The sequence below is a fragment of the Corallococcus aberystwythensis genome, assembly GCF_003612165.1.
Taxonomy (GTDB): Bacteria; Myxococcota; Myxococcia; order Myxococcales; family Myxococcaceae; genus Corallococcus; species Corallococcus aberystwythensis.
Window position 1 is genome coordinate 1 of sequence record NZ_RAWK01000080.1, and the last position, 22,626, is coordinate 22,626.

The window sequence follows — 22,626 nt, forward strand, 5'->3', positions numbered from 1 at the left end:
CCCGTGGAGCTCATCGTCGCCAAGCAGCGAAACGGCCCCATCGGCTCCATCGAGCTGGTGTTCCTCGCGGAGTACACGCGCTTCGAAAGCCGCGCGCGCAGCGAGTAGGCCGCCGCGTCAGTCCCGGCCGGTGCGCAGGTAGCCCGTGACGTGCTCACGGGCCGCCCGCACCGCGGCTTCCGGCCCCGTGCCCCGGCCCAGCTCCGCCGCCAGCGCGGACGCCAGCCGGCAGCCCGTGCCCCGCCGCTCCGGAGGCCGCTTCAGCCGGCGTCCCCGCATCACCAGCGTGCGCCCGGAGAAGGCCAGCACGTCCGCCAGCCCCTGCCCCTCCGGCAGGTGTCCGCCCTTCACCAGCACCGCGCCGAAGCCGCGCTGACACAGCGCCTCCGCGGCCTCCTGGGCGTCCTCCACCGTGGCCAGCGCGGGCCGGCCCAGGAGCCACGCGGCCTCCTCCAGGTTCGGCGTCACCAGCACGCGCGGGCCCGCCAGCGCCAGGTAGTGCCGGGCCGTCAGCCGCGACAGCACCTGCCCCCGCGACGAGCGCACCACCGGGTCCACCACCCACCACGCGTCCGCGTCCTTGAGCGCCGCCTTCGCCGTGGACAGCTGCGACGGCCCGGGCACCACGCCCCACTTCACCGCGTGCAGGGGGCCCCACTCGCGCGCGGCCGTCACCTGCGCGGCCAGCATGCGCGGGGACGCGGGCACCACCGCGAAGGTGTGCGCGCCCTGCGCCGTCTGGGCCGTGGGCACCGCCACCGCGTCACCGCCCCGCGCCCGCACCGCGGCCACGTCCGCCAGGAGCCCCGCCCTGCCCGTGGGCTCCAGTCCCGCCAAGAGCAGGACGCGCGGCCTCACCGGCGGTGCTCTCGAGCCTTCTGCACCAGCGACTTGTAGACGCCCAGGTGCACCGGGATGGTCCCCAGCATCAGCTCCGGGTGCCACTGCACGCCCAACGCGAACGCGTGCGCGGTGGACTCAATCGCCTCCACCACGCCCTCCGGCGACACCGCGCTCACCGTCACGTCCGTGCCCGGCTTGTTCACCGCCTGGTGGTGCGTGGAGTTCACCATCAGCTGTCCGTGCCCCACCGCCTCCGCCAGCAGCGTGCCGTTCTTCACCTCCACCGGGTGCTGCGGCTGGGTGCGGTCGTGCTTCTGCTCGTGGTCGCGCGCGCCGGGCACCTCGCGCAGGATGTCCTGGAACAGCGTGCCGCCCAGCACCACGGCCAGCAGCTGCATGCCGCCGCACACGCCCAGCACCGGCAGGTTGCGCTTGAGTGCGCCCCGGATGAGGTGCGCCTCGAAGGCCGTGCGGCCCTCCTTCAGCGGCCCCATACCCTCACGGGCCTCCTCGCCGTACGCGGACGGGGGGATGTCGAACGCGCCGCCCGTCACCACCAGGCCGGACACCCGCTCCAGGTAGGCGTCCACGCAGGACGCATCGTCGGTGTACGGCAGCACGAAGGGCAGGCCCCCCGCGCGCAGCACAGCCTCCGCGTAGGGCACCTTCAGCTCGTAGCGGGGAAAGGCGGAGTCGGCCGGCTGGACCCAGTCCGGGCTGAGGCCGATGTTGGGACGACGCGGGGTCGTGCCGTGATGACGCGGAGAGGACAGAGGGTTCATGATGGGGGGCTCCCTCGGGTTAGAGGCCAGTCCCCCGCACGCTGTCAAACGCCGCCGCAAGCTGGCGCACGCGCTCGGCGATGTCCTGGGCGAGCAGGGCGTCGGACACCACCGCCGCGCCATGCGCTCCCGTCGCCGCCACGCTCGCGATGTTCGCCAGGCCCACCCCGCCAATGCCCACCACCGGCAGCGGGCTCTCCGCCACCACCCGCCGGAACGCCTCCAGCCCCAGCACCGGCGCCTGCACCACCTTGGTGGTCGTGCCGAACAGCGGCCCCACGCCCACGTAGTCCGCGCCCGCGGCCAGGGCCGCCTTCGCCCCTTCCGTCCCCCGCGCCGTGACGCCCACGTACCGGCCCGGACCCAGCAGCTCCCGCGCCGCCTCCGGGGGCAGGTCCTCGTCCCCCACGTGCACGCCGTGCGCGTCCGACAGCAGCGCCAGGTCCACCCGGTCGTTGATGAGGCACACCGCGCCCGCCTGCCGGCAGAGCACCCCCACCGCCCGGGCCGCGGCCAGCGCCTCCCGGAGCGGGGTGTGCTTCATGCGCAGTTGGAGGACGCGGGCACCGCCAGCGAGCAGGCGCTGGGCCTTGTCCACCAGGGACAGCTCCGGACGGACGCTGTCGTCGACCAACAGGTACGGACCTTGGGGAAGCGGGGGGCGGGGCGAGACGTTCATCGGATTCCGGGCCTGGGGACAGCGGCGTTGACAGGCGCCCCTCCTGCTATAAGGTGCCGCGCTGTTTTCCAAGCAATTCCGAGGATTTGAATCATGGCAGATGGCATCAACCCGAAGCACCTCGACAAGCGTACCGCCGAGCGCTACCAGCGCAGCGGCCAGGTGGACGAGGACGCCTACAAGAAGCACCTCGAGGAGCTGCCGGACGTGGCCGACAAGTCCGTCCCCATCGAGACGCTGATGGATGGCGAGATCGAAGACGACTTCGATGACGAGGACGACGACGAGGACACGGACGACGACGCCGCCGACGAAGAGGACGAGGCGGACGAGGCGGACGAGCCGGCCGACGAAGAGGACAAGGCGTCCGAATGAGCCCTTCGGAGAAGCGGGGTGAGACCTTCGTGATGACGGGGGAAGCGAGCCCCGCCTCCGAGGAGTCCCTGTCGTTCAGCACCTTCATCGTCGGGTTGGGTTCCGCCGTCCTCATCCACCTGGGGGGCGCACCGAACCCGGAGACGGGCCGGATGGAGAAGGACCTGCCGTCGGCCCGGCAGAACCTGGACCTCCTGGCGATGCTCCGCGAGAAGACGCGCGGCAACCTCACCGCCGAGGAGGAGAAGCTCGTGGACAACCTCCTGTCCGATTTGCGCATGCGCTACGTGGAGGCGAGCCGGAAGTGAGGCCTCCTGAAGTCACCCGCCCGGGGGCGCTGCCCCGGGGCGTGCGCGTCGCCGCCGCGTTGTGCCTGGTGCTCTCCTCCCTGACGGGGTTCCTCGCCTGCAGCGAGGCCTCCGTCATGATGAACTTCGAGGCGCACCGGGAAGCGCAGCGGGAGCACACCCCCACCCTGTCCCTCCTGGGCAAGGACCCCGCCGTCACCCAGGCCATCATGGAGGCGCAGCTGTCCGCGCTCTCCCCCATGCGCGAGTCCCGCGCCCTGGTGCTGACCGGCCTGACGGTGGCCTGCACCCTGCTCTTCTTCGCCTCCAGCCGCATGCTGCGCGCCCCTGAAGGCATGCCCCGCAACGGCCTGCGGCAGGTCCTGGGCGGCGCGGGCATCTTCGCGGCGCTGATGCGCACCATCGACGGGGCCCAGTGGACCGTGGTGGCCCGGCACACCAGCCAGGCCATGGTGCAGGGGCTCAAGGGCCTGCCGGAGTTTCAGGACCCGACGGCCGCCGAGCAGCTCTACGCGCTCGTCCCGTCCCTGATGACCCTCAGCGCGGTGCTGCCCACGGTGCTCGTGGCCGGCGGGTTCGCCCTGCTCGCCCAGTACTTCCGCAGCGAGGGCGTGCGCGCGGCCATCGTCACGCTCGACGGGCCCACCGAAGACCCTTGAGGTTCGAGCGAGGCTGACGCGGCGCGGCGTAGAGGCCGTGCCGTTCGCCTTCAGCTCGCGTCCGTCTCCGCGCGGGGCTGCGTGGGCCCCAGCAGCAGCGCTTCCAGGGAGGCCATCGCGTCCGCTTCGGAGCCGGCGGCGGGGCCCTCCAGGGGCAGCACGCGGGCCAGCGGGGCGCGGGGGATGCGCAGCAGCTCGTCCCGGGTCAGGCCGTAGACGTAGGCCAGGTGTCCCATGGGCCAGCGCGACTGGAGCCGGGCGAACGCCGCGTCGTCCAGCTCCTCCAGGGGACACGGCAGCTCCGCGTCCTCGTACACCACCTTCTCCCCACCCACCCGGCGGCCGTTGCCGTAGGCAATCACTTCTTCGCCCTCGTCCGCGTCGTACACGTAGGCGTGCACGGTGGCGTTGGCGGCGGCGGACAGCAGGCGGGCCAGGGCGTGGTGCGCCGCGTACCAGTGGGCGCCCTGACGGCCTTGGGAGAAGGGCCCCAGGAAGGCCAGGCGCACCACCTTGCGGCGGCGGTTGATGGTGACGCGCAGCGCCGTGGCGGCCGGGGCGATGTCCATCGACAGGGCCTCCCGGGCCAGACGCACGAGCGCCAACCCGGAGAAGGTGTCGAGTCGAACGAGATAGCCGCCGTGTGCGTCCAGAGTGAAGCCCCCGAGGATGGGCGCCGCCTATAACCGACCCCCCCACCCCCTGGCAACTTCGCCACCACGATTACCCGGCTGCTTCCAGCAGCTCAAAGTATTCCGGGGAAAACGCAGGGCGTACGGGCAGTGTCGCCTTGCCAAGGGGTCCCCGGCCCTTACGTTGAAGTCATGCGACTCGACAAATACACGGTGAAGGCACAGGAGGCGATCCAGGAGGGTCAGTCCCTGGCCCGCCGGGCCGACAACCCCCACTACGAGCCGGAGCACCTGGCCACGGCGCTGCTGGGGCAGAAGGACGGCATCGTCGACCCCCTGCTTCGCAAGATTGGCGTGGACGTGAAGCTGTTCGCGGGCCGGCTGGGCGAAGCGCTCCAGAAGCTCCCGCGCATCCAGGGCGGCGAGAGCGCCATGCTCAGCCAGCGCCTGATGAAGACCTTCGACAAGGCCGAGGACGAGGCCAAGGCGCTGAAGGACGAGTTCACCTCCTCCGAACACCTGCTGCTCGCGCTGACCCAGGACAAGGGCGCCGTCGGCGAGGCCATGAAGTCCTCCGGCGTGACGCGCGAGCGCGTGCAGGCAGGCCTCAAGGAGGTCCGCGGCTCCGCGCGCGTCACGAGCGCCGACGCGGAGTCCACCTACCAGGCGCTGGAGAAGTACGGCCGCGACCTCACGGAGGCTGCGCGCAGCGGGAAGCTGGACCCCGTCATCGGCCGCGACGAGGAGATCCGCCGCTGCATCCAGGTCTTGAGCCGCCGCACCAAGAACAACCCCGTGCTCATCGGTGAGCCGGGCGTGGGCAAGACGGCCATCGCCGAAGGCCTGGCCCGCCGCATCGTGGACGGCGACGTGCCGGAGGGCTTGAAGAACAAGCGCCTCATCACCCTGGACCTGGGCTCCATGGTGGCCGGCGCGAAGTACCGCGGCGAGTTCGAGGAGCGCCTCAAGGCGGTCCTCAAGGAGGTCTCGGACGCGGCCGGGGAGATCATCCTCTTCATCGACGAGATGCACACGCTCGTGGGCGCCGGGAAGGCCGAAGGCGCCATGGACGCGGGCAACATGCTCAAGCCGGCGCTCGCGCGCGGCGAGCTGCACTGCATTGGCGCGACGACACTGGACGAGTACCGCAAGCACATTGAAAAGGACGCCGCGCTGGAGCGCCGCTTCCAGCCGGTGTTCGTGGGCGAGCCCACGGTGCACGACACCATCAGCATCCTGCGTGGCCTGAAGGAGCGCTACGAGGTGCACCACGGCGTGCGCATCCAGGACTCCGCGCTCGTCGCGGCGGCCACGCTCAGCCACCGGTACATCTCCGACCGCTTCCTGCCGGACAAGGCCATCGACCTGGTGGACGAAGCCTCCAGCCGCCTGCGCATCGAAATCGACTCCATGCCCACGGAGATCGACGACATCCGCCGCAAGGTGACGCAGCTGGAAATCGAGCGCGAGGGCCTGCGCAAGGAGACGGACCCGCACTCGCGTGAGCGCCTGGCCACCATCGAGAAGGAGCTGGCGAACCTCAACGAGAAGTTCAACTCGCTCAAGGCCCACTGGGACGAGGAGAAGAAGGCCATCGCGGCGCTGCGCACGCTCAAGGAGAAGCAGGAGAAGGCGCGCAACGACCAGGCGGCGGCGGAGCGCCAGGGCGACCTGAACCGCGCCGCGGAGCTGAAGTTCGGCGTCATCCCGGGCCTGGAGAAGGAGGTCGCGGCGCAGAACGAGAAGCTGGCGGAGCTGCAGAAGCACCAGAAGTTCCTCAAGGAGGAGGTGGACTCCGAGGACATCGCCTCCGTGGTGGCCAAGTGGACGGGCATCCCGGTCTCCAAGCTGCTGGAGGGCGAGATGCAGAAGCTGGTCAAGATGGAGGACCGGCTCGCCGAGCGCGTGATTGGCCAGCGCACTCCGATTGAGGCCGTGTCCAACGCCGTGCGCCGCGCGCGCAGCGGGCTGCAGGACCCGAACCGCCCCATCGGTTCGTTCATCTTCCTGGGCCCCACGGGCGTGGGCAAGACGGAGACGGCGAAGGCGCTGGCGGAGTTCCTCTTCGACGACGACACGGCCATGGTCCGCATCGACATGTCCGAGTACATGGAGAAGCACGCGGTGTCGCGGCTCGTCGGCGCGCCCCCGGGCTACGTGGGCTACGAGGAGGGCGGCCAGCTGACGGAGGCCGTGCGCCGCAGGCCGTACACGGTGGTGCTCTTCGACGAAATCGAGAAGGCGCACCACGACGTGTTCAACATCCTGCTGCAGATTCTGGACGAGGGCCGGGTGACGGACAGCCAGGGCCGCACGGTGGACTTCCGCAACACGGTGCTCATCCTCACGTCCAACATCGGCTCGCAGGCCATCCAGGAGGGCATGGCGGGCACGGACGTGCTCAACGAGAAGACACGCGGCGAGGTGATGGAGGCGCTGCGCGGACACTTCCGTCCGGAGTTCCTCAACCGCGTGGACGAAATCGTCATCTTCGAGCCGCTGCGCAAGAAGGACATCTACCGCATCGTGGACATCCAGCTGGGCAAGCTCCAGAAGCTGCTCCAGGCCAAGCGCCTCACGCTGGACCTCACGGAGGGCGCGCGGGAGCTGTTGGCGGAGCGCGGCTACGACCCCACGTACGGCGCCCGGCCGCTGAAGCGCGCCGTGCAGAAGTACCTGTTGGATCCGCTCGCGCTCCAGGTGCTCAACGGCGAGTTCGCGCCGGGCGAGCACATCCAGGCGGACGCCGGCCCCGACGGGCTCACCTTCGCCAAGGTGCTGGTGGACAACTCGAAGGGCGTGAAGAAGACGGCGTAGCGGGATTCACGCACCGGTGATTCAAGCGCGGGCCGCCTTCCCCCACGGGAGGGCGGCCCGTGGTGTTTCCTCAGGTGCGGCGGTGCTTGTCGTAGAGCGCGTCGCGCCACGCGAGCAGGTCCGGGAAGCGGGCGGCGAGCCCCGGATGGGTCCACACCTCGCGCGTGCCCGCGCCCATGGGCAGGTGCCGGTCCGCCGGCGGCCCCAGGAGCACGAGCATGGCCGCGGTGGTGATGTCCGCGTAGGTGAAGCCCGTCTCCAGCAGGTAGGGCCGGCCGCCCAGCGCCGCGCGCAGCTTCTCGTAGGAGGGAGCGACCTTCGCCTCGATGCCCTCCGCGGAGGTGTCCGCCACCTGGTGCTTCTTGACCACGAAGCGCATGCCCAGGCGCGCGGAGGGCGCGAACACGGCACGCAGCCAGCCGGGAACGAACTTCGGCAGCATCTCCGCCTGGGCCCGCGAGTTCGTCAGCATGCGCGGCATGGCGTAGGCGCGCGCCAGGTCCAGCACCTCTTCGCTGGTGTCGTTCCACGCGGTGATGGCGTCCACGTGCGCGGCCGGGAAGAGCGGGCTGCCCTGCCCCACCGCTTCGGCGTGCTTCGCGATGGCGAACGAGCCGTGCGTGGCGGGCTGGGGTGGATCCACGAGCAGCGGCACGGAGGGCTTCACGCCGGGCGCCACCTGCTTGCGCAGCCAGCGCTCCTGGATGAGGGGGACGTAGTCCTGGTAGCGGTAGGCGACGCGGTGGTGGTCCAACGCCCACCGGGCCTTCTCCGTCCAGCCCGAAGAGGTCAGTCCGACGAGGGTTCGCATAGGGAGCGGGACCCTAGCAGGACCGCCGCTGCGCGCATCACGGCGCGCGCAGGAACGCGTCCAGCTCGGAGAGCTTGAGCAGCCGGGGCTCGGCGGTGGGGAGCACGGCGTCGCGGGCGGCGGTGGCCAGCTCGCGGGCTCGCTCCGGCTCGCGGTGGGCCTTTCGCAGCGCGCGGGCCAGGATGAAGCGGATGTTGGCCATCTCCAGGGGCGGGGCCGCCGTCTGGCTCCAGCCCTCCAGGGACTGCTCCGCCCACTGGCGGGCTTCCTCCACCTCGCCCCGCGCCAGGGCCAGCTCCGCCATCATCTCCTCCACCTCCATGGGAGGCCGGGCCTTCTCGCCCGCGAGCTTGTGGTGCAGGGCCAGGTACTCGCGCGCCACGTCCCGGGCCTCGTTGAGCTGCTTCGCCCGGGTGAGGGCCACGGTCAGGACGCGCAGCGACTCGCCCAGCTCGGTCTCCGCCTTCAGCTCCCGCAGGATGGCCACGGAGCGCCTCGCCTCGGTGACGGCACGCTCGGACTGCCCCAGCCGCATCCAGGCCTCCGCCCGGCATCGCGACGGCGCCGCGAAGATGGGGTCGCTGCGGCCGTCGGCCCGGGCCGCCTGGACCTCCTCCTCCATCTCCTGGATCAGCGCCAGGGCGTCCGTCAGCCGGCTCTGGTTCATGAGGATCTGGGACTGGTTGGTGCCCGAGCGGATGCGGAAGACAGAGCCCTTGGGGTACAGCTGGTTGTAGATGTTCCGGGCCTCCTGCATGCGGCGCTCGGCCTCGTCGTAGCGGCCCATGCGGTAGGCCGCCGCGCTCAGGTTCGACCGCAGGCCGCCGACGTAGCGCAGGGGCTGGTGGTCCGGGCCATAGATGCGCTCGTAGCGGCGCAGGCTCTCCAGGAAGGCCTCATAACCTTCCTGGTAGCGCCGCAGCTCCACCAGGGTCCCGCCCAGGTTGTTGATGGCCATGACGGTCTTCGGGTGGTCCGGGCCGTAGGCGGCCTCCAGCACGTCCCTGGCGCGCTGGATGGTCGCGAGCGCCTCCTCCGCGCGTCCCATCGACCGCTGGATGGAGGCCATCGTGAGCAGCGCGCGGGCCAGCCGTGGCGAGTCACGGCCGTGCAGCCGCTCCTGGAGCGCCAGCGCCTGCTGGAGCACGGGCAGCGCCTCCGACGAGCGCGACTGCTGCTCCAGCGAATTGCCCTCGTACGCGAGCAGCTGCGACTCCAGCTCCAGGCTGCCGCCGGAGCGCTCCAGGAGCGCCCGGGCCTCGTCGGCGTGCGCCTTCGCCTGCTCCGGGCGCTGCGTCACCTCACCGTCCACGAAGACCTGGTAGACGGCGGCCTCCGCGGCACGCAGGTCGTCGCGTCCCGACAGCGACGCGAGCATCGCGCGGCGCAGCGCCGGGCCCGCGGACTCGTCGCGCAGGAAGGAGCGGGCCTCCCCTTCGATGAGCAGGGCCTCGCCCAGGAGCGGCTTGTACCCCAGCGCTTCCGCCTCGGTGATGATGGGGGTGACGCGGTCCACGGCGTCCTGCCACCGGTCCGCGCCCAGGCGGGCCCGTGCTTCGTCCAGCTTCGCGTACGCGGCCTTCACGCGAGCGGCGACCTCGGGCCGCTCCGGCGGGGGCACGGGCTGGGACAGCGCCTCCACGTCCGCGCAGCGCGACAGCGGGCTCAACGCCTGCGCGGCTTCTGGAGCAGTGGCGACGCCCGCCCGGTCCGCGGCGAGGAGCACCTCCGTGAGCGCGGTCAACTCCCGGCGGCGGCGCTCCAGGCAGTTCGTGCGCAGGTCCAGCACCGCGGTGGACTGCGTGCCGTGTTCATGGGTGGCCAGGCACGCGTCGCGGCGGCTGTCGTTCCAGCCGGAGGCATAGGTGTCCAGCGCGCGGGCGGTGGACTCGTAGGCCGCGACGGCGTCGGGCGCGCCCGTGGCCTGGAAGGCCTTGAGCATCACCGCCTTGCGGTCCGCGTCCCAGATGCCCTGGAACCGGGTGGGATCATCCGCGCAAGGCGAAGGGCCCCGGGCGACCACCACCGCGGCGGCGATGGCGATGAGGCCCGCCCCCACGCCAGCCGCCGCCACCTTCGCGCTGATGCGCGGGAACGCCGCACGCTCCAGTGCGTCGAGCAGGACCGTCATGGACGGATGGCGCGCGCCCGGCTCTGGCGAGAGCCCGCGCACGACGAGCGCGTGCACGGCGCGCGGGAGGTTGCTCCGGTTCGCCAGGCCGCCCGCTTCGGACGCGGAGGGCCGCTGGCCGTGCAGCCCTTCGTACAGCGAGACGCAGAAGGCGTACTGATCCGACCGCGCATCGGCGGGGGCGCCCGCGAGCACCTCCGGCGCGATGTACCCGGGCGTGCCCGCGACGCTGGTGACCAGCGGGGCCCTGTTCGGCGACGCGGGCTCTCCTGGAGCCAGCGCAGTGGCTCCCTTCGGCGAGGTGGCCTCCAGGGCCTCGTTCACGGCCAGCGCGGCGTCGGCAGCCTCGTGCGCGGTGGACTCCAGGCGGGCCAGCCCGAAGTCCGTCACACGGGCGCGGCCCTCCTTGTCCACGAGCACGTTGTCCGGCTTGAAGTCCCGGTGCACCACGCCCGCCGCGTGCGCCGCCGCGAGCCCCCTTCCCGCCTGGAGGTACAGCCGCACCACGTCGCGCCACGGCCGGGCGGACTCCTTCAGGTGCTGGCGCAGCGTGCCGCCGTCCACCAGCTCCATCGCGATGAAGACGACGTCCCCGAACGTCCCCACGTCGTGCACGGCGACGACGTGCGGGTGGCGGGTGCGCGCGGCGGCCTGGGCCTCGCGCAGCAGCCGCTCCGTCATGCCCTGCGAGCCACCCGTGGAGGGCGGCGCGCGCAGGAGCTTCAGGCCGATGCGCCGGTCCAGGCTCGGATCATAGGCCGCGTGGACGACGCCCATGCCTCCGGCGCCCAGCCGCTCCAGCACCACGTAGCGGCCCAGCAGCGTCCCCTGCGCGACCTGGGGGATGCGCGGGCGGGACGAGCGCGTGAGCGGCTCCGACAGCATCACGGCGGTGCGCGCGGCGTGCACGTCCGGCGCGGGGACGGCGCGCACGCGCAGGAAGTCCGCCAGGGCCTCGCGGCAGGACGCGCAGGCATCCAGGTGTCCTTCCGCGCGCTCGCGCAGGGACTGGGACGGAATGCCATCCGCGAGGTCGAGCAGCTCGACCTCGTCGAGGTGGGGGGTGGACTCAGGCATGGAGGGATTCACCCTTCCTTCAGGAGGGACGCGAGGCTGAGCTCCAGGCTGCCGTCGAGCACGCGCAGCAGACTGTCGAGCTGGGAGGTGTTGAGCGCGAAGCGCCGGGCCAGCGCCCCACGGGTGTGATCCAGGAGGGCCTCGCGCGCCTTCGCCATCCACCGCGACACCGTGGAGGCGTGCACCTGGTGCAGGGCGCCCAGCGACTCCACGCCCAGGCCCTGCACCAGCCCCATGCGCAGCAGGTTGCGGTCGCGTGGGGACAGCAGGGACAGCGCCTCGGCGAAGGCGGCGCGGAAGGCGGGGCGGTAGCTCTGGCGGATGTGCTCCAGCTCCGGATCCGTCGCGCCCAGGTCCGCGGCGATGAGGGCGTCGTCCAGCGGCGTGCTGCGCTCCGGCCTGCGCTTGAGCGACAGCGCGATGCCCAGCGACACGGCCTCCGCCCACCGCCGCAACGGTCCCCGGCCCGCGTACTCCGTGAGGCGCGGGGCACGGCCGCCGTCCTCCACCAGCAGCCGCAGGCGCGTGAGCTGGAGCACCTCGTCCACGAAGGCTTCGGAATCCTCCACGCGGCGCACCGCGCGCCCCGCGGGCGTCAGCACCGTGGACTCCAGCGCATCCAGCGCGGCCCGCTGCCCCTCCACCGCCGCCAGCGCCAGGTACAGGTCCTCGCAGTGCAGCGCGGACAGGGCCTGCGCGGGAGGCTCACCCGCCGGCGCGTGCCTCCCCAGGTGCGCGGCGAAGAGGACTGGCGCGAGCATGACGCCGGGCCACGCCCCCTCGCAGCGCTCCAGCACGGAGGCCAGCACGGGCAGCAGCCCCGCCTCCTCCTCGGAGGTCAGGGGTCGCGCGGCTCCCCGGAATGCCGCGACCAGCTCGGATGGATTGTTCGCCATGGCAGCGAGGCCCGGGTCCCCAAGGACCGGGAATCCCGGGACGTTAACGAAAGGCCCGGGTAAGGCGGAAGGCCCCCCTGCGCCCGGCGGGCCCCCCGGTCAGCGGCCAACCCACGGCGTTGGAGGCTCCCCTCCTCCCGGGAAGCTCCCTTGGGTCCGGGCACGCGCGTAAATCCTGCCGGGGGCGCGCATCGCGCATGCGGGTCGTGCATCCGACCGGCGCTTGCAGTCGTGGAGCTCACTTCCCGGAGGACGACATGAAGATCGGAATCATTGGCGCGGGGCTGATCGGCGGAACGCTGGCGCGGCGCTGGACGAAGCTGGGGCACGAGGTGTCCATCGCGAACTCGCGCGGGCCGGAGACCCTGCGCGATCTGGCGAAGGAGACGGGCGCGAAGGCCGTCACCGTTCAGGAGGCGGCGCAGGCCGGTGAGGTCGTCGTCGTGACCATCACCCAGAAGGCGGTCCCCGACCTGCCGAAGGGCCTCTTCGCGAACGTGCCGAAGGACGTCGTCGTCATCGACACAGGCAACTACTACCCCGTGCGCGACGGAAGCATCCCGGAGCTCGAAGCCGGCACGCTGGAGAGCGAGTGGGTCTCGAAGCTCCTCGGCCGCCCCGTCATCAAGGCCTTCAACAACATCTTCTTCCAAAGCCTCCTCGACAAGGGAACGCCAAAGGGCACGCCCGGACGCGTGGCGCTGCCGATCGCGGGCGATCCGCCCGAGCACCGCGCGAAGGTGCTCAAGCTCGTGGAGGAGCTGGGCTTCGACGGCATCGACGCGGGGAGCCTCTCCGAGTCGTGGCGCCAGCAGCCCGGCACGCCGGTCTACACCCAGGACTTCGATGCGCCGGGGGTGAAGAAGGCCCTCGCCGAGGCCGAGCGCAGCCGCCTTCCGGAGTACCGTCAGAAGGCCGACAAGTGGCTGCGGGACTTCCTCGCGTCGCAGAAGTAAGCCCCGCTTGTGCCCCCGGGGCTTCGGACGGAAGGTGTGCTCCGCATGGCCGCCCTCTCCGAAGCCCCGCTGCTCGTCACCGCCGAGTTGGAGCCGGAAGCGTTCGCGCGCCTGGACGGCCTGCGCCGGCGCTACTTCCCACCCGAGCGCAACGTCATCCCCGCGCACGTCTCCCTCTTCCACCACCTGCCCGCGTCCGAACAGGTCGCCGTGGAGGCCGCGCTCGAGGTCGTCACCGAGCGCCCCGCGCCCACGCTGCGCTTCACGAAGCTGCGAAGTCTGGGACGCGGCATGGCGCTGGACGTGGAAGCCCCGGGCCTGTCTCCCGTGCACCGCGAGCTGTCCCGCGCGTTCGTGGAGTGGCTCACGCCGCAGGACCGCCAGCCCTTCCGGCCCCACGTCACGCTGATGAACAAGGCCAGCGCCGAGGAGGCCAAGGCCGCCCTCGTGGAGCTGGGCGCGGACTGGGCCTCCTTCGACTCGCACGCTCCCGCGCTAATTCTCTGGCGCTACCTCGGAGGCCCGTGGGAGCTCGTGCGCCGCTTTCCGTTCACGGGCCGCGAAGGATGAGCTGCTCCACCGCTTCACGCACGTCCTGCAACAGCGACGGATCCCTCACCGCGATGAAGATGGTGTCGTCACCCGCGACCGTGCCCGCGAGCCCCTCGGGCTCCTCACGGTCCAGCGCCAGCCCGAAGATCTGCGCGTAGCCGGGCGCCGTCTTCAGCACCAGCATGTTGGGCGGCGCCTCGATGATGGTCACCGACGGCGCGAGCGGCACCGGCGCCACCGGCGGCTCCGTGCGCTGGTAGCGCCCGTTCACCTTCTGCACGCTCAGCTTCTTCAGCCGCCGCGACAGCGTGGACTGGCTGGGCGCGTGCCCCGCCTCCTCCAGCAACGTCTGCAGCACCGCCTGATCCGGAACGTCCTGCCGGGAGATGAGCTGAAGGATGGCCTCGTCCAGGTTCATTCACGTTCACCATGCATGCGGCTGAATACGCACGCAAGACGCATGAAAAATCCCAGTGAATGTTCTTGCGCGCTGCGCCGTTCTGCATAATATCCGCGCCTCCTTAGCGAATATGCATGAATTCAAGTGCATATTCAGCAGTCCCCATCCATCCGGCGCGGCCGGGGGAGCACGAAGCCCATGAAGCATGTCACCCGCATTCAGGACCTGGGCCCGGAAGGCGTCGAGGCGGTCCTTTCGCAGGCGGCCGCGTGGAAGCTGAAGGACCCAGGGGCGCTGTTCCCCGGGAAGATCCTGGGCATGGTGTTCTTCAATCCGTCCTTGCGCACGCGCACGTCCTTCGAGGCCGTGATGCTGCGCGCGGGCGGGCACGCCGTCGTGCTCGACGTGGGCTCTGGCGTGTGGAAGCTGGAGGACCGGCCCGGCGCGGTGATGAACGCGGACCGCGCGGAGCACATCAAGGAGGCGTCGCCCGTCCTGTCGCGCTTCGTGGACATGCTCGGCATCCGCACCTTCTCCCAGGGCGGCGGCGACGAGGAGGACGAGGCGGACCCCGTCATCAACGCCTTCCGCAAGTGGGCCACCGTGCCGGTGGTGAGCATGGAGTCCGCGCGCGAGCATCCCTGCCAGGGCCTGGCGGACGTGCTCACGCTGCGCGAGACGTTCGGCACCACGAAGAAGCTGCCGGTGACGCTCACCTGGGCGCCGCACATCAAGCCCCTGCCCAAGGCGGTGCCCAACTCGTTCCTGCTGTCCGCGGCGGCCGCGGGCTGCGAGGTGCGCGTGGCGCATCCGCCGGGCTTCGACCTGCACCCGGCCGTGCGAGCGGAGGCCGAGGCGTACGCCAAGGCCACCGGCGGCAGCATCACGTACACGCACGACCAGGACGAGGCGCTGGTGGGCAGCCGCGCCGTGTACGCGAAGTCCTGGGGCCCCACGGCGCAGACGGCGAGCACGCCCACGGACGTGGCGGCGCTGCTCGCGTCGTACTCGGGCTGGATGCCCACGCGCCGGCACATGGGGAAGGCCGCGAAGGACGCGGCGTTCCTGCACTGCCTGCCCGTGCGCCGCAACGTGGAGGTCGCTGACGAGGTGTTGGATCACGCGAGCAGCCGCGTCGTGGACGAGGCGGGCAACCGCTACCACGTGCAGCGCGCCCTCCTGGCCTGGATGCGCGGCGGCTGAAGTCAGAAGCCGTCCGCCCCACCCTTCTTCGTCCCCTTTCGACTTTCCAGAGGTCCACCTTGCCTTTGTCTCCCGACCCGTACGCCGCGCTTCGCAACGCGGCGAAGTACGTGAAGCAGTTCCGCAGCAAGACCTTCGTGGTGAAGCTGGGCGGAGCCGTGCTGACGGATCCCCGCACGCGCAAGACGGCGTGCGAGCAGATCGCCCTCTTGTGGGCCTTCTCCATCCGCCCCGTCGTGGTGCACGGCGGCGGTCCGGAGCTGGACGCGCTCTGTGACGCCCTGCACCTGCCCATCGAGAAGGTGGCGGGCCGCCGCATCACCTCCGCGCCCGTGCTGGACGCGGCGAAGATGGTGCTCGCGGGCAAGCTGCACACGGACCTGCTCGCGGACCTCCAGGCCGCGGGTGTGCCCGCGGTGGGCCTGTCCGGCGTGGACGCGGGCCTCATCAAGGCGCGCAAGCGTCCGCCCGTGCTGGTGACGGAGCCCGGCGAGACTCAAGGGCGGATGGTGGACTACGGCCTCGTGGGCGACATCGAGTCGGTGGACACGCGCGTCGTGGAGCACCTGCGCAGCGCGGACTACGTGCCCGTCATCGCCCCGCTGTCGGGCGGCCAGGACGGCGCCGTGTACAACACCAACGCGGACACGGTGGCGGCGGCCCTGGCGGCGGCGCTGCACGCGGAGAAGCTCTTCTTCATGGTGGAGGTGCCGGGGCTCCTCAAGGACGTCTCCGACCCGTCGTCGCTCATCTCGCTGGCCACGCTGTCGGACCTGGCGTCCCTGGAGGCCGAAGGCCGGCTCACGGGCGGCATGCGTCCCAAGGCGCACGCCATGCGCCACGCGCTCGTGGGCGGCGTGGGCAGCGTGCACCTGGTGAGCGGCAAGCAGTCCGACGCGCTCCTGGAGGAGGTCTTCACCAACGAGGGCAGCGGCACCATGGTCGTGCGCGAGCACCCGGTGAAGCACGGCGAGGCCAGGGGTTGAACCCCGCCGGGCTGCTCACCGCGCTGGTCGCCACGCCCAGCGTCTCCGGCGACGAGGCCCGCATCGCGGACCTCGTCGCGGGCCATGCGGAGTCCTGGGGTGCCCGCGTGCACCGCCAGGGCCACAACGTGTGGTTCAGCGTGGGCAGCGGCCCGAAGCGCCTGCTCGTGAACTCCCACCTGGACACGGTGAAGCCGTGCGCCGGGTGGGACACGGAGCCGCACGAAGCGGTGTGGAAGGACGACACGCTCTACGGCCTGGGCGCCAACGACGCCAAGGGCTGCGTCACCGCCATGCTCCTCACCGCGAAGGCGCTCCTCGAAGAAGGTGCGCCTTCCGGTGTCGAGTACGTCTTCGCGCTCACCGCCGAGGAGGAGACAGGGGGCAAGGGGCTGGGGCCGCTGTTGTCCTCGCTGGGGCCGCTGGACGCCGCCATCGTGGGCGAGCCCACGTCGCTCAAGCCCTGCACGGCGCAGCGGGGCATGCTGCTCCTGCGCTGCGTGGCGCACGGCACGAGCGGTCATGTCGCGCACGCGCACACTGGAGGGCTGGAGAACGCCATCCTCAAGGCGGCCCGGGACATCCAGGCCGTGTCCGCGCTGCGCTTCCCCGCGCACCCACTGTTGGGTGAGGCGCGGGCGCAGGTGACGCAGGTGTCCGGCGGACTGGCGCGCAACCAGGTGCCGGACCGGTGCGAGTTCTTCGTGGACCTGCGCACCACGCCGGGCATGGACCACGCGAAGGTGGCGGAGGAGGTCGGGCAGGCGCTGGAGAGCGAGGTGGTGGTGCACTCCGCGCGTTACCTGCCCAAGGGCACGGACGCGGCGCACCCGCTGGTGCGCGCGGCGGTGGCGGCGTCCGGACAGGCGACCGTGGGCTCCAGCACCACGTCTGACTGGGCGTTCCTGGGCGACCTCCCGGCGGTGAAGGTGGGCCCGGGCGACACGCTCCGGAGCCACCAGGCGAACGAGTACCTCACGCGCGCGGAGCTGGAGGCGGGGCTCGCGTTCTATCGACGACTGCTGCACGGCTATGCCGGGGAGGTGTCGCGTGGCTGAGACATTGTGGGGCAAGGGCCAGCCGCTGGACGCGGCCATCCACGCCTTCACCGTGGGCGATGACCCCGTGGTGGACCTGTCGCTCGTCCCGCACGACGCGCTGGGCAGCGCCGCGCACGCGCGCATGCTCGCGCACGTGGGGCTGCTCGCGCCGGAGGCCGCCAGCTCGCTCGTGGCCGCGCTGCACGCGCTCCACGACGAGGCGCGCGCGGGCCGCTTCACCATCCGCCCGGAGCAGGAGGACGGCCACACCGCGCTGGAGGCCGCGCTCGTGGAGCGCACCGGCGAGGCGGGCAAGCGCATCCACCTGGCGCGCTCGCGAAACGATCAGGTGCTGCTCGCCCTGCGCCTCTTCATGCGCGAGGAATTGCTCGCGCTGGGTGCGCGCACGGCGGAGCTGGCGGGGACGTTCCTCGACTTCGCGCAAGCGCATGCGGACCTGCCCCTGCCCGGCTACACGCACCTGCGCCGCGCGATGCCGTCCACCTTCGGCCTGTGGGGCATGGCCTTCGCCGAAGGTCTGCTCGAGGAGCTGGAGGCGCTGAAGGGCGTGTGGGGGCGGCTCGACCGCTGCCCGCTGGGCGCCGCCGCGGGCTTCGGAGTGCCGTTGCCCATCGACCGTGAATATGTCGCGCGGTTGCTCGGTTTTAATCGGGTTCAACGCAGCCCCATCGACGCGCAGGACAGTCGGGGGCGGCATGAAGCGGCGCTGCTCACCTGGGCGTGCTCGGCAGCGGGCACTCTGGAGAAGTGGCTTTGGGACGTGCAGCTCTACAGCATGGACGAGTTCGGCTTCCTGGCCCTGCCGGATGCCTTCACGACCGGCTCGTCCATCATGCCGCAGAAGAAGAACCCGGACGTGGTGGAGCTGGCCCGGGGCCGCTGCCGCGAGCTGCGCGGCCTGGCGCACCAGGTGGAGGCGGTGGCCGGCGGGCTTCCCTCCAGCTACCACCGTGACTTCCAGCTGCTGAAGCGCCCCACCCTCCAGGCCCTCACCAGCGCGAAGGCGCTGCTGGAAGTGCTCTCGCGGCTGGTGCCCGCGCTGAAGGTGAACGCGGAGAAGGCGCGCGCGGCGTGCGACGACACGCTCTACGCCGCGCACCACGCCTACGCGCTCGTGGCGAAGGGCCAGCCCTTCCGCGACGCGTACCGGGAGGTGGGCCGTCAGCTCAACGACGGCAGCTTCCAGCCGGACCGCGGCGCGCTGACGGCCACCCACCTGGGTGGCGCCGGCAACCTGGGCCTCGCCGCCGCGCGCGAGGAACTGGCGGATGCGCGCGACTGGCTCACGCGCACCCACGCACAGCAGGCCGAGGCCGCCGCGCGCGTCTGGGCCCCCTGAAACCTTCCTCACCCCTTTCGCAGCAACAGGAGTCCGAAGATGAGCAAGAAGTCCGTGGTGCTGGCGTTCTCTGGTGGCCTCGATACCGCCTTCTGCACGGTGTACCTGCGCGAGCAGGGCTGGGACGTCACCACCGTCACCGTGGACACGGGCGGCTTTCCGCCCGAGCAGCTGGAGCGCATCCAGGCCCTGTCCCAGAAGCTGGGCGCGGTGGCGCACCACACGGTGGACGCGCGCGACACCCTCTTCCAGGGCTACCTGCGCTTCCTCGTCGCCGGCAACGTGCTGCGCGGCCAACTCTACCCCTTGAGCGTCTCCGCCGAGCGCGCCTGCCAGGCCGTGGAGGCGGTGCGCATGGCGGAGAAGCTGGGCGTGCAGGCCGTGGCCCACGGCAGCACCGGCGCGGGGAATGATCAGGTCCGCTTCGACGTGGCCTTCCGCACGCTCGCGCCCCAGCTGCAGCTCATCACGCCCATCCGCGACCTGGCCCTCTCCCGCAAGCAGGAGATTGCATTCCTCGCGGAGCGCGGCTTCCACCTGCCGGCGAAGACGGGCGAGTACTCCGTCAACGAGGGCATGTGGGGCACGTCCGTGGGCGGCCGCGAGACGCTGGACTCGTGGAGCACCCTGCCGGAAGCGGCCTTCCCCGGCGGCGAGATTCCGACGGACCTGAAGCCCCTGCCGCTGATCATCTCCTTCGACAAGGGCGTGCCGGTGGCGCTCGACGGCAAGGCGATGTCCGCTGTGGACGTGGTGGAGAAGCTCAACGCCATTGGCCGGCCGTACGGCATTGGCCGGGGCGTGCACCTGGGCGACACCATCCTGGGCATCAAGGGCCGCGTGGGCTTCGAGGCGCCGGCGGCGCACCTGCTCATCGCGTCGCACCGCGAGCTGGAGAAGCTGGTGCTGTCGGGCAAGCAGCTCTTCTGGAAGGAGACGGTGGGCAACCTGTACGGGTCGCTGCTGCACGAAGGCCACTTCTTCGACCCGCTGGTGAAGGACCTGGAGGCGTTCCTCGCCTCCTCGCAGGACCGCGTGACGGGCGAGGTGAAGCTGGTGCTCACCCCGCGCGCCCACGTCGTGGAAGGCGTGCGTTCGCCACACTCGCTGATGGACGCGAAGGTGGCCACGTACGGAGAGGCCAATGTGTTGTGGACGGGGACGGAGGCGGCGGGGTTCGCCAAGCTCTACGGCGTTGCGCAGATGCTCTCCCAGAAAGCGAAGTGACGACATGAAGATCCACGTCGACAAGGTGGGCAGTGTCACGCGCAACCTCCAGGTGGGGCGCACGGTGCACCTCACGGATGAGGTCAAGTGCGAGGAAGGCGCCGTCATCGCGGTACGCATCCACGGGGAGAAGAGCGTCTACAACCAGTTGGAGGACGTGAACGGCCGGCTCGTCACGCTCCACGCGGGCGACATCGTCGTGGGCGCGCTGGGCCACCGCAACGCCCTGCACGGCTACGAGGGCATCGTCCCCGCGTCCGTTGCCGTAGGCGACAAGCTCCACATCCTCAACATGGGCGGCGTCATCGGGAAGTGCACGTCGCACAACCCGGGCGTGGGCCCCCCGTTCGAGGCGGAGGTGCTGGGCCAGGTCCTCACCTTCCCGGAGTTCCAGTCGCGCGCGGGCCAGCACGCACACATCTCCACCGGCGCGCTCAAGGGCACGTCGCGGGCGGTGACGTGCCCGGTGGTGTACGTGGTGGGCACCTGCATGAACGCGGGCAAGACGTACGCGGCCAGCGTCGTGGTGCGGAAGCTCTCCCAGGCGGGCTACCGCGTGGGCGGCGCGAAGCTCACCGGCGTGTCGCTGATGCGCGACACCCTGTCCATGCAGGACAGCGGCGCGGACGTGGTGATGGACTTCACCGACGCGGGCGTCGTGTGCACCGGCGCGCGCACCGCGTCCAAGGTGGCGCGGATTGTCTTCTCGGAGATGGCGGCCCAGGAGGTGGACGTCATCGTCGCGGAGACGGGCGACGGCATCATGGGCGAGTACGGCGTGCAGGCCATCCTGGCGGACCCGGAGCTCAAGGCGCTGGGCGGCGCGTTCATCCTGTGCGCGAACGACCCCGTGGGCGCGGCCGGCGGCGTGCGGCACCTGCGCGAGGTGTACGGCATCGAGATGGACATGGTGGCCGGGCCCGCCACGGACAACGCGGTGGGCGTGCGCTTCGTGGAGCAGGTGGTGGGGCTGCCCGCTCGCAACGCGCGCGCGGATCCGAACGCCCTGGGCAATCTCATCGTGGAGAAGCTCGCGCCCAAGCTGGGAGCGGGGAGGAAGTCATGACGTCGCCTGCGCACATCTACATCCTGGGAGCCTCCGGTTTCGGCGGAGGCGAGCTGTTGCGGCTGCTCGCGGGCCACCCGGGCAACGCCGGCATCCGCGTGGTGTCGCGGCACCATGCGGGCTCCCCCATCCACAAGGTGCACCCGCACCTGCGCGGGCTGGTGGACGGCTGCTTCGAGGCGGCGCCGGACTGGCGCTGGCTGGCGGACTCGCCGCGCCCGGTGGTGTTCAGCGCGCTGGGGCACGGGGAGCTGGCGTCGCAGTTCGCCGGGCTGGAGAAGCAGTGGGCGGACGCGGGGCTCGCGGACCGGATGCTGCTGGTGGACCTGTCGTCCGACTTCCGCCTGGACCACCCGGGCCGGTACGCGGGCGCCTACGGCCGGCCGCACCCGTCCCCGGAGCTGCTGGGCACGTTCACCTACGGCCTCACGGAGTGGAAGCGGGAGCAGGTGAAGACGGCGAAGCGCATCGCCAACCCGGGCTGCTTCGCGACGGCGGTGCAGCTGGCGCTCCTGCCCATCGCGGCCACGCCGGGGCTGGGGCTGTTGGCGGTGTCGGGCGTGACGGGCTCGTCCGGTTCCGGTTCGCTGCCGGGCGAGGGCACGCACCACCCGACGCGCGCGCACGACTTCCGCGCGTACAAGCCGCTGGAGCACCAGCACGAGGCGGAGGTGGAGGTGATGCTGGTGGCGCACGGCGCGCAGCGGCACCGGCTGGCCTTCGTGCCGCACTCGGCGCCCATGGTGCGCGGCATCTTCGCCACCGTGCAGTTCGAGTGGCCGGAGCACGGCGGCGCGGTGGTGACGCAGTCGCTGACGGAGAAGTACCGCCGCTACTACGAGGGCTCGAAGTTCGTGCGCATCGTGGAGGGCACGCCGCGCGTGGCGGCCGTCGCGGGCAGCAACTTCTGCGACATCTCCGTGGCGACGAAGGGCCGCTCCGTGGCGGTGATGGCGGCGCTGGACAACCTGGTGAAGGGCATGGCCGGGCAGGCGGTGCAGAACTTCAACGTGGCCCTCGGGTTCGCCGAGGACACCGGCCTGCGCCAGGCGGCCTGCTACCCGTAGGAACGTGAAGCCCCGGGCGTCATCGGCACCGCGCCCGGGGCCGCGGTGCTCAGGCAGCGGGCGTCTTCGGCACGTCGGCCGAGGGTGCGCTGGCCTCTCCCGTGCCGCTCGCATCCCCTGGCTGCGCGGGCGTTGCCGTCGCGGTTGCCCCCGGCGTCGCGGCGGAATCACTCGCGACGGGAGCGGCGGCGCCAGTTTCGCGCTGCTCCAGGCGCGCGCCTCCCGCTTCGGCGGCCTTGAGGAACTCGTCGTACTCCGACTTGCGCGACGCGGCCTTCTCCTGGGCGGCGGCGGAGCCCCGCTCCGCGGCGGTACGGCCCGCGCGGATGGCCCGGGCGCTCAAGAGGATGCCTCCGACGAAGGCCGCGATCCGCAGCGCCGACGCGAAGCTCCAGCCCGTGGTGAGCCCCTCCATGCCGTCGCGCACGAAGTTGAGCGCCAGCACGAACACACCGCCGGACACCGCGGCCCCGATGGCCGTGGTCCACGTGCGCAACGCGACGATGCGCGCGGCGCCGTAGCAGAGCACCGGCAGCACCGCGAGCACCCACAGGTCCTCCAGCACCACCGCCACCGGGATGCGCACGAAGTCGGAGGACAGCGCGTTCACCCGCGAGTGCAGGCGCAGCACCAGCGACACGCTGAGCATGGCCCCCAGCACCAGCGACAGGAAGCCCAGTCCGACGATGAACTGGAAGCGGCGGACGCGGATGCGCAGGGGCTCGAGGGCACTGGGTTTGGAGCTCACGGCCCGAAAGC

The 22,626-nt window shown here is 71.5% G+C and carries 23 protein-coding genes; 14 read left to right on the forward strand and 9 right to left on the reverse strand.

Features of this window, described 5'->3' with window-relative positions:
- On the forward strand, positions 1-108 hold a 108-nt coding region (locus D7W81_RS15050; RefSeq protein WP_147445491.1), incomplete at its 5' end, for a DnaB-like helicase C-terminal domain-containing protein.
- 9 nt (positions 109-117) lie between these two features.
- On the opposite strand, the gene thiD is transcribed toward D7W81_RS15050, so the two are convergent.
- From thiD to thiE, 3 genes are read right to left on the reverse strand one after another with little or no spacing between them, the layout of a single operon-like run.
- Positions 118-858: a bifunctional hydroxymethylpyrimidine kinase/phosphomethylpyrimidine kinase gene (gene thiD, locus D7W81_RS15055; RefSeq protein WP_120556067.1), complete on the reverse strand. Its 741-nt coding sequence runs from the start codon at positions 856-858 to the stop codon at positions 118-120.
- Entirely contained in the window at positions 855-1,625 is a 771-nt protein-coding gene (locus tag D7W81_RS15060; protein WP_120556068.1) for a gamma-glutamyl-gamma-aminobutyrate hydrolase family protein, read from the reverse strand. Before D7W81_RS15060 ends, thiD begins: the two co-directional genes overlap by 4 nt.
- 19 nt (positions 1,626-1,644) lie before the next feature.
- On the reverse strand, positions 1,645-2,304 hold the full coding sequence (gene thiE / locus D7W81_RS15065; protein ID WP_120556069.1) for a thiamine phosphate synthase: 660 nt from the start codon (positions 2,302-2,304) through the stop codon (positions 1,645-1,647).
- A 93-nt stretch (positions 2,305-2,397) separates the two neighbouring features.
- Here thiE and D7W81_RS15070 point away from each other — a divergent pair, with 93 nt between their 5' ends.
- Genes D7W81_RS15070 through D7W81_RS15080 form a run of 3 tightly spaced genes read left to right on the forward strand, consistent with a single transcriptional unit; the run spans position 2,398 to position 3,646 of the window.
- Entirely contained in the window at positions 2,398-2,679 is a 282-nt protein-coding gene (locus tag D7W81_RS15070; protein ID WP_120556070.1) for a hypothetical protein, read from the forward strand.
- Entirely contained in the window at positions 2,676-2,987 is a 312-nt protein-coding gene (locus D7W81_RS15075; RefSeq protein ID WP_120556071.1) for a DUF1844 domain-containing protein, read from the forward strand. The genes D7W81_RS15070 and D7W81_RS15075 overlap by 4 nt, the downstream gene beginning before the upstream one ends.
- Positions 2,984-3,646: a hypothetical protein gene (locus D7W81_RS15080; RefSeq protein ID WP_120556072.1), complete on the forward strand. Its 663-nt coding sequence runs from the start codon at positions 2,984-2,986 to the stop codon at positions 3,644-3,646. Before D7W81_RS15075 ends, D7W81_RS15080 begins: the two co-directional genes overlap by 4 nt.
- 50 nt (positions 3,647-3,696) lie before the next feature.
- On the opposite strand, the gene D7W81_RS15085 is transcribed toward D7W81_RS15080, so the two are convergent.
- Complete coding sequence (locus D7W81_RS15085; RefSeq protein ID WP_208721311.1) at positions 3,697-4,215, reverse strand: hypothetical protein; 519 nt, start codon at positions 4,213-4,215, stop codon at positions 3,697-3,699.
- Between the two features lie 255 nt (positions 4,216-4,470).
- Between D7W81_RS15085 and clpB the strand changes: the two genes are divergently transcribed.
- The gene (clpB, locus tag D7W81_RS15090) at positions 4,471-7,095 is read left to right on the forward strand and encodes an ATP-dependent chaperone ClpB (protein ID WP_120556073.1); all 2,625 of its coding nucleotides are present in this window, start codon (positions 4,471-4,473) and stop codon (positions 7,093-7,095) included.
- Positions 7,096-7,165: 70 nt separating this feature from the next.
- Here clpB and D7W81_RS15095 read toward each other — a convergent pair whose 3' ends face one another.
- The 3 genes from D7W81_RS15095 to D7W81_RS15105 are packed head-to-tail and all read right to left on the reverse strand — an operon-like array spanning position 7,166 to position 12,010.
- Positions 7,166-7,906, reverse strand: coding sequence for a glutathione S-transferase C-terminal domain-containing protein (locus tag D7W81_RS15095; protein ID WP_120556074.1), 741 nt, complete (start codon positions 7,904-7,906; stop codon positions 7,166-7,168).
- Between the two features lie 37 nt (positions 7,907-7,943).
- Complete coding sequence (locus D7W81_RS15100; protein ID WP_120556075.1) at positions 7,944-11,114, reverse strand: serine/threonine-protein kinase; 3,171 nt, start codon at positions 11,112-11,114, stop codon at positions 7,944-7,946.
- Between the two features lie 8 nt (positions 11,115-11,122).
- On the reverse strand, positions 11,123-12,010 hold the full coding sequence (locus D7W81_RS15105) for a hypothetical protein (RefSeq protein ID WP_158621598.1): 888 nt from the start codon (positions 12,008-12,010) through the stop codon (positions 11,123-11,125).
- A gap of 257 nt (positions 12,011-12,267) precedes the next feature.
- Here D7W81_RS15105 and D7W81_RS15110 point away from each other — a divergent pair, with 257 nt between their 5' ends.
- Both D7W81_RS15110 and D7W81_RS15115 read left to right on the forward strand, forming a co-directional pair.
- The gene (locus tag D7W81_RS15110) at positions 12,268-12,966 is read left to right on the forward strand and encodes an NADPH-dependent F420 reductase (RefSeq protein ID WP_120556076.1); all 699 of its coding nucleotides are present in this window, start codon (positions 12,268-12,270) and stop codon (positions 12,964-12,966) included.
- 45 nt (positions 12,967-13,011) lie between these two features.
- Entirely contained in the window at positions 13,012-13,536 is a 525-nt protein-coding gene (locus D7W81_RS15115; RefSeq protein WP_120556077.1) for a 2'-5' RNA ligase family protein, read from the forward strand.
- Here D7W81_RS15115 and D7W81_RS15120 read toward each other — a convergent pair.
- Positions 13,517-13,936, reverse strand: a complete 420-nt coding sequence (locus D7W81_RS15120) for an arginine repressor (RefSeq protein WP_120556078.1) — start codon at positions 13,934-13,936, stop codon at positions 13,517-13,519. The genes D7W81_RS15115 and D7W81_RS15120 overlap by 20 nt on opposite strands.
- 180 nt (positions 13,937-14,116) lie before the next feature.
- Here D7W81_RS15120 and D7W81_RS15125 point away from each other — a divergent pair, with 180 nt between their 5' ends.
- Genes D7W81_RS15125 through argC form a run of 7 tightly spaced genes read left to right on the forward strand, consistent with a single transcriptional unit; the run spans position 14,117 to position 21,867 of the window.
- On the forward strand, positions 14,117-15,121 hold the full coding sequence (locus D7W81_RS15125) for an N-acetylornithine carbamoyltransferase (protein ID WP_120556079.1): 1,005 nt from the start codon (positions 14,117-14,119) through the stop codon (positions 15,119-15,121).
- Positions 15,122-15,180: 59 nt separating this feature from the next.
- Complete coding sequence (gene argB / locus D7W81_RS15130) at positions 15,181-16,107, forward strand: acetylglutamate kinase (RefSeq protein ID WP_120556080.1); 927 nt, start codon at positions 15,181-15,183, stop codon at positions 16,105-16,107.
- The gene (locus D7W81_RS15135; protein ID WP_120556081.1) at positions 16,104-17,165 is read left to right on the forward strand and encodes a M20/M25/M40 family metallo-hydrolase; all 1,062 of its coding nucleotides are present in this window, start codon (positions 16,104-16,106) and stop codon (positions 17,163-17,165) included. Before argB ends, D7W81_RS15135 begins: the two co-directional genes overlap by 4 nt.
- Positions 17,158-18,507 carry an argininosuccinate lyase gene (argH, locus tag D7W81_RS15140; protein WP_208721313.1) on the forward strand — a complete coding sequence of 450 codons (1,350 nt, stop codon included), beginning with the start codon at positions 17,158-17,160 and terminating at the stop codon, positions 18,505-18,507. Before D7W81_RS15135 ends, argH begins: the two co-directional genes overlap by 8 nt.
- 39 nt (positions 18,508-18,546) lie before the next feature.
- A complete protein-coding gene (gene argG / locus D7W81_RS15145; protein WP_120556083.1) occupies positions 18,547-19,734 on the forward strand; it encodes an argininosuccinate synthase in 1,188 nt (395 codons plus the stop codon).
- Between the two features lie 4 nt (positions 19,735-19,738).
- Positions 19,739-20,800, forward strand: a complete 1,062-nt coding sequence (locus D7W81_RS15150) for a DUF1611 domain-containing protein (RefSeq protein ID WP_120556084.1) — start codon at positions 19,739-19,741, stop codon at positions 20,798-20,800.
- Positions 20,797-21,867, forward strand: a complete 1,071-nt coding sequence (gene argC, locus D7W81_RS15155) for an N-acetyl-gamma-glutamyl-phosphate reductase (protein WP_120556085.1) — start codon at positions 20,797-20,799, stop codon at positions 21,865-21,867. The genes D7W81_RS15150 and argC overlap by 4 nt, the downstream gene beginning before the upstream one ends.
- Positions 21,868-21,916: 49 nt before the next feature.
- Here the strand turns inward: argC and D7W81_RS15160 are convergent, their stop codons facing one another.
- Positions 21,917-22,615, reverse strand: coding sequence for a hypothetical protein (locus tag D7W81_RS15160; protein ID WP_120556086.1), 699 nt, complete (start codon positions 22,613-22,615; stop codon positions 21,917-21,919).
- Positions 22,616-22,626: the final 11 nt, after the last annotated feature.

Bases quoted from the DNA above. Each gene is read 5' to 3' on its own strand.
- D7W81_RS15060 (WP_120556068.1), bottom strand. From the start codon at position 1,625: ATGAACCCTCTGTCCTCTCCGCGTCATCACGGCACGACCCCGCGTCGT.
- thiE (WP_120556069.1), bottom strand. From the start codon at position 2,304: ATGAACGTCTCGCCCCGCCCCCCGCTTCCCCAAGGTCCGTACCTGTTG.
- D7W81_RS15070 (WP_120556070.1), top strand. From the start codon at position 2,398: ATGGCAGATGGCATCAACCCGAAGCACCTCGACAAGCGTACCGCCGAG.
- D7W81_RS15075 (WP_120556071.1), top strand. From the start codon at position 2,676: ATGAGCCCTTCGGAGAAGCGGGGTGAGACCTTCGTGATGACGGGGGAA.
- D7W81_RS15085 (WP_208721311.1), bottom strand. From the start codon at position 4,215: ATGGACATCGCCCCGGCCGCCACGGCGCTGCGCGTCACCATCAACCGC.
- clpB (WP_120556073.1), top strand. From the start codon at position 4,471: ATGCGACTCGACAAATACACGGTGAAGGCACAGGAGGCGATCCAGGAG.
- D7W81_RS15095 (WP_120556074.1), bottom strand. From the start codon at position 7,906: ATGCGAACCCTCGTCGGACTGACCTCTTCGGGCTGGACGGAGAAGGCC.
- D7W81_RS15100 (WP_120556075.1), bottom strand. From the start codon at position 11,114: ATGCCTGAGTCCACCCCCCACCTCGACGAGGTCGAGCTGCTCGACCTC.
- D7W81_RS15105 (WP_158621598.1), bottom strand. From the start codon at position 12,010: ATGGCGAACAATCCATCCGAGCTGGTCGCGGCATTCCGGGGAGCCGCG.
- D7W81_RS15110 (WP_120556076.1), top strand. From the start codon at position 12,268: ATGAAGATCGGAATCATTGGCGCGGGGCTGATCGGCGGAACGCTGGCG.
- D7W81_RS15115 (WP_120556077.1), top strand. From the start codon at position 13,012: ATGGCCGCCCTCTCCGAAGCCCCGCTGCTCGTCACCGCCGAGTTGGAG.
- D7W81_RS15120 (WP_120556078.1), bottom strand. From the start codon at position 13,936: ATGAACCTGGACGAGGCCATCCTTCAGCTCATCTCCCGGCAGGACGTT.
- D7W81_RS15125 (WP_120556079.1), top strand. From the start codon at position 14,117: ATGAAGCATGTCACCCGCATTCAGGACCTGGGCCCGGAAGGCGTCGAG.
- argG (WP_120556083.1), top strand. From the start codon at position 18,547: ATGAGCAAGAAGTCCGTGGTGCTGGCGTTCTCTGGTGGCCTCGATACC.
- D7W81_RS15150 (WP_120556084.1), top strand. From the start codon at position 19,739: ATGAAGATCCACGTCGACAAGGTGGGCAGTGTCACGCGCAACCTCCAG.
- argC (WP_120556085.1), top strand. From the start codon at position 20,797: ATGACGTCGCCTGCGCACATCTACATCCTGGGAGCCTCCGGTTTCGGC.